General features: G+C 69.1%; 1 pseudogene. It reads right to left on the minus strand.

Annotated features, from left to right (window positions below):
- Positions 1-958: pseudogene (locus tag EVC45_RS46055) on the minus strand (Type III effector protein (Skwp 4)); the annotation flags it as partial.

Raw genomic sequence — 958 nt, forward strand, 5'->3', positions numbered from 1 at the left:
CGCATTGAGCGCGTTGGCCACTTCCTGCGCGTTCATCAACCCGCGCAGCCCGGCCTCCGAGGTCAGGCGACCGGCCAGGCGCAGCGCCGCTTCACGCGCGTCGTCCTCGTCCGGCCACTTCGAGAGCGCATTGAATGCATTGGCCACCTGTTGGGCTTCCATCGACCCGCGCAACCCGGCATCCGAGGTCAGGCGACCGGCCAGGCGCAGGGCCGCTTCACGCGTGGCGTCCTCGTCCGGCCACTTCGAGAGCGCATTGAGTGCGCTGGCCACCGCCTGCGCGTTCATTGATTCGCGCAGCTCGGCATCCGAGGCCAGATGACCGGCCAGGCGCAGCGCCGCTCCACGCGCGTTGTTCTCGTCCGGCCACTTCGAGAGGGCATTGAGCGCGTTGGCCACATCCTGCGCGTTCATCGACTCGCGCAGCCTCACGCCCGCCTCCGAGGCCAGGCGACCGGCCAGGCGCAGCGCCGCTTCACGCGCGTCGGCCTCGTCCGGCCACTTCGAGAGGGCATTAAGCGCGTTGGCCACCGCCTGCACATTCATCGACTCGCGCAGCTTGGCCTGCACTGCCAGGCGACCGGCCAGCTGTAGCGCGGCTCCTCCCGCATCGGCCTTGTCCGGCCACTTCGCGAGCGCATTGAGTGCGTTGGCCACCGCCTGCGCGTCCATTGATTCGCGCAGCCCTGCATCCGATGCCAGACGACCGGCCAGGCGCAGCGCCGCTTCACGCGCGCCGGCCTCGTCCGGCCACTTCGATAACGCATTGAGCACGCTGGCCACTTCCTGCGCGTTCATCGACTCGCGCAGTCGCGCGTCTGCTGCGACGCGCCTGGCCAGTTCCAGTGCTTCCTCCCGGCTCCTGCCATCGTCCGGCCATCTGCTCAGGGCATTGAGCAGATTTGCGATATCCTGTGCGTTCAGCCTCCCGGCCAGGCCGCGCAACCGGACCTGCCCG

This window comes from Paraburkholderia sp. UYCP14C (assembly GCF_004197395.1).
Taxonomy (GTDB): Bacteria; Pseudomonadota; Gammaproteobacteria; order Burkholderiales; family Burkholderiaceae; genus Paraburkholderia.